This window comes from Aquitalea sp. S1-19 (assembly GCF_024343515.1).
This window is the reverse complement of the sequence record NZ_RJTZ01000167.1, coordinates 1-3,809: the sequence shown is the minus strand read 5'-3', so window position 1 is coordinate 3,809 and position 3,809 is coordinate 1. Positions and strand designations below refer to the sequence as shown.

The 3,809-nt window shown below is 54.0% G+C and carries 3 protein-coding genes and 2 rRNA genes; 4 read left to right on the top strand and 1 reads right to left on the bottom strand.

Annotated elements, in window-relative coordinates; genetic code table 11:
• The 3 genes from EGI20_RS16450 to EGI20_RS16440 all read left to right on the top strand — a co-directional run.
• A 23S ribosomal RNA gene (locus EGI20_RS16450) occupies positions 1-224 on the top strand; the annotation flags it as partial.
• A gap of 120 nt (positions 225-344) precedes the next feature.
• Positions 345-459: ribosomal RNA gene (gene rrf, locus EGI20_RS16445) — 5S ribosomal RNA — on the top strand.
• A gap of 183 nt (positions 460-642) precedes the next feature.
• Complete coding sequence (locus EGI20_RS16440; protein WP_498632766.1) at positions 643-1,320, top strand: GntR family transcriptional regulator; 678 nt, start codon at positions 643-645, stop codon at positions 1,318-1,320.
• An 11-nt stretch (positions 1,321-1,331) separates the two neighbouring features.
• On the opposite strand, the gene EGI20_RS16435 is transcribed toward EGI20_RS16440, so the two are convergent.
• On the bottom strand, positions 1,332-2,537 hold the full coding sequence (locus tag EGI20_RS16435; protein ID WP_498632765.1) for an ABC transporter substrate-binding protein: 1,206 nt from the start codon (positions 2,535-2,537) through the stop codon (positions 1,332-1,334).
• Between the two features lie 244 nt (positions 2,538-2,781).
• On the opposite strand from EGI20_RS16435, the gene EGI20_RS16430 reads away from it, so the two are divergent.
• A partial coding sequence (locus EGI20_RS16430) for a PAS domain S-box protein (protein ID WP_498632764.1) occupies positions 2,782-3,809 on the top strand: 1,028 nt, incomplete at its 3' end.

The window sequence follows — 3,809 nt, the reverse complement described above, 5'->3', positions numbered from 1 at the left end:
CTCTGGTGTACCGGTTGTCACGCCAGTGGCATTGCCGGGTAGCTAAGTTCGGAAGAGATAAGCGCTGAAAGCATCTAAGCGCGAAACTCGCCTGAAGATGAGACTTCCCTGAGGACTTGATCCTCCTGAAGAGTCGTTCGAGACCAGGACGTTGATAGGTCGGGTGTGGAAGTGCTGTGAGGCATGAAGCTAACCGATACTAATTGCTCGTGAGGCTTGATCCTATCATTTGAGTGGCTTTGCTAAGATAAGCAGAGTTGCGAAGCAATACTTCTACCAAGGCATCCAGAGAAAGAAGTGGTCTGGGTGTTTAATTTCGGTTTCTACAATTTGACAAGTTAATGTCTGGTGGCCATAGCGAGGTGGTCCCACGCCTTCCCATCCCGAACAGGACCGTGAAACACCTTAGCGCCGATGATAGTGTGGCATTCGCCATGTGAAAGTAGGACACCGCCAGACGCCCCATTAGAAAACCCCCGACCTTGATTCAAGGTCGGGGGTTTTTGCATTGGTTTCAAGCCGCAATTTGTATATAACAGATCAGTTTAATGTAGCGTCATAATTTGACTTGTCACTCAGAGCAACAGCCGTATAATCGTATGTAATATTCAGGTATATGATAGCCCACCAGCCGGACAAATTATGACCACTTTGCAGCCAATCAAGCGTCAGACACTGACTAGTGCAGTTACCGAGTCCTTGCGCAAGCGTATTCTTTTGGGTGAGTTTGCTGATGGCCAACAATTGAGGCAGGAAGCCTTGTCCAATGAGTACGGAGTCAGTCGTGTGCCTGTACGTGAGGCTTTGCGCCAGTTGGAAGCTGAAGGGTTAATTCAGATCATCGACCACAAGGGCGCCCTGGTTTCCAAACTGTCGTTCGAGGATGTACAGGAACTACTGGAAATTCGCGCCATGCTGGAAAGCAGTGTGTTGATGGCTTCTATCCCGCGTCAGACTCAGGAGGATCTGGATCTGGCCGAGCAGACGCTGAAGGCATTCGAGTTGGCGCTTGCCGAGCACGATGTCAAACAATGGGGTGAGCTGAACTCACGCTTTCATCTTGCCCTGTATCGCTCGGCTGACCGGCCCAATACCCTGTCTTTGATTGAGTCGCTGCATAACAAAACAGATCGCTATACCCGGATGCAGATTCTGTTTACCCATACGATGGAGCAAGCACATGCCGAGCATACTCGTCTGCTGCAACTGTGCCGCAGTGGTGCGGCAAAAGACGCCGGCGAGTTTGTTCACTTTCATATCTTGTCTGCCGGGCGCGCCCTGGAAGCGTACCTGAAAGGGCAGTCTGCCGTAGCCGCATAATTTGTCTTGACTCAAGGTATGGCTGGTGCGGGTTTGGGCAGGGCTCGCATGCGGTCTTGTGGATGGGCAAAGGTCACACTGCCTATCCGGATGATGCCGATGAGCGGGACGCTGTCATCGATGGCTTCGTGGTCATGGCGTGAGTAGGGGCGCTCATAGCGGGCGATCACCCCTTCCACAGGGTTTCTCAATCCTTCCAGCGCCTGCACCAGTTTGACACCTCCCTCGCCTTGGCTTTCACGCAAGCCTTGTGCCAGCAGTAACATTCCATCGTAACCTTGTGCCACTGCTGATGGCGAACGCATACGCTTGGTGTGAAAGCGTTGATAAAAACGCTTGGAAAATGCTTGCTGGCGGATTTCATTACTGTTTTCGATAAAAGTCTGCACCATGCGGGTTCCTTCTGCGTTTGGCCCCGCCTGATCAATGAAGTTGCTCATGGATAAGGTCCAGCTACCCATAATAGGGACGTGCCAGCCCATTTTTTTCATGCCGTTGGCGATCGCTGCCAGCGGGGAGCCTATGCCATAGGTGAGTAGCGTTTCGGCACCGGCATCTTTGCTGCGCGCCAGAGCCAGGTTGAGGTCGCGTTCATTTTGGCCGAAGTTTTCTATACTGACGGGCTTTAACCCGCGCCGGGCCAGTGCCTTCAGTAGCTGGGCTTGGCCATTGCGCCCGTAGGGCGTGGTGTCGGCAAAAATGGCGACCCGCCTGAGTCCATCGCGGCGTACGGCTTCCTGCACAATCAGTTCTGCCTGTGTGTCGTCCGGTGCGGAAACGCGAAAAATATAATGGACCGGCGCTTGCTGATGACGCTGCAAAATTTCGGGGGCGGTGGCGATGGTCACCATGACCGGCATGCGGGCCTGCTGATAGATCCCTATGCTGGCAAGTACGACCGGTGTATTGACGAAGCCGATGACGGCATCCAGTTTCTGCCTGGCTGTAAATTCGTGTGCGATGCGAATGCCCCGCTCGTTCTGGCCGGCGTCGTCACGCTCGACCAGTTGCAGTATTCTGCCGCCAATTCCGCCCTGACTATTAATTTCCTCTGTCGCCAGACGAATGCCTTCGCGCATGGACAAGCCCATGGGCGATGAGTTGCCGGTAAATGCTCCTGTGACTCCTATACGCAAGGGCTGAGGGGTGGAGGAGGCCGCTTGTACCGTGCCCAGCAATATAGGCAGCATGGCAAGGCAGACGCGTAAAGTAGGCATTATGTGCTGTTCGCTGGCGTATTTCATTGGCGTACAATAAGTCGATAGACCATATGGTTTCAAGTTTAATGAATTAAATACTAAAAGCATTAAGCGGGTGGACTCGGGTAGACTGTCGTCTTCTTTCGCTATTTTTGCTGTGCCTATGTTTTTGTTGCCCTGGTTTTCCCGTCAAACAAGTGGCCGCCGTCTGCCTCGCTGGTTACGATTGGTTCCCAATACCACCATTGTCCTGTTCTTTCTCATGATGCTGTTGGTGTGGTGGATGCTGGATGTGCGCGAGGCCGAGCAGCGTCAGGTTGAACTGGTCCGCGATGTGCAGTGGGCCGAGCAGACCATACAGTTGCGGCTGGAAGATGATGTGAGTCAGTTGGCAACGCTGGTTTACGCCATTACCCATGAAGAGGTGGAGCGCGCCGATTTTGAACGTCAGGCCGCTGAATTGATGGCCAATGCGCCGGAAATCGTGCAACTGACCCAGTTTGATGCGCAGGGTAATTGGCTGGCTGGAGCCGTTTTACCCGAGCAGTTTTTGCCAAGGTTAAAGGGCAAGGAACAGACTGGTTTATGGCCATCCTTATTGCTTAACGCACGCCCTGTTTTCAGTCGACCCTACAAGCTAAGCAATCAGAACTGGGCGTTTGCCTTGTTGTTGCCTATCCAGCGGCAAGACCGCTTTGCCGGTGCCGTGATGGCGGTGTTTGATGCGACGGCCTTTGTGCGCCATGTGCCGCCGGCCTGGTTTAGTGAAAAGTATCAGCTGGCCTTGCAAGACCAGTCGGGTGTGACGCTGGCGCGTAGCGCCGCACCCGCGCAGGAATACGCCCGCTCTGCCGCCCGCCTGATTCTGCCGGGGACCGGCTTGGTTTTGCGTGCCCATCCCTTGGGGAGTCCTTTCTCTTCTGCCCTGACATTTCAACTGGCTTTGATTGGCGGTTTGGCCTTGCTGACACTGATCAGCCTGATTCTGTTGTCGCGCCATATCGGGCGCCGTATAGAAGCTGAGGATGATCGCAATATGGTTTATCAGATGTCCCAGGAAATGTTGGGCCTGATGCGCGCGGACATGACTTTGCTGGATGTCAATCCGGCCTTTTCTGCTGCATTGGGCTATAGCCAGGCGCAGTTGGTGGGGACGTCTTTGTTGAGTTATTTGCAGGAAGAGGCGCGCGAGTCCGTGCGCGAGAAGTTATTGCGGATACTGGACGGTACCGAGCCGGATATTTTGCTTGAAACCGGGCTGCTTGCCGCGGATGGCCGTGTGCGCTGGGT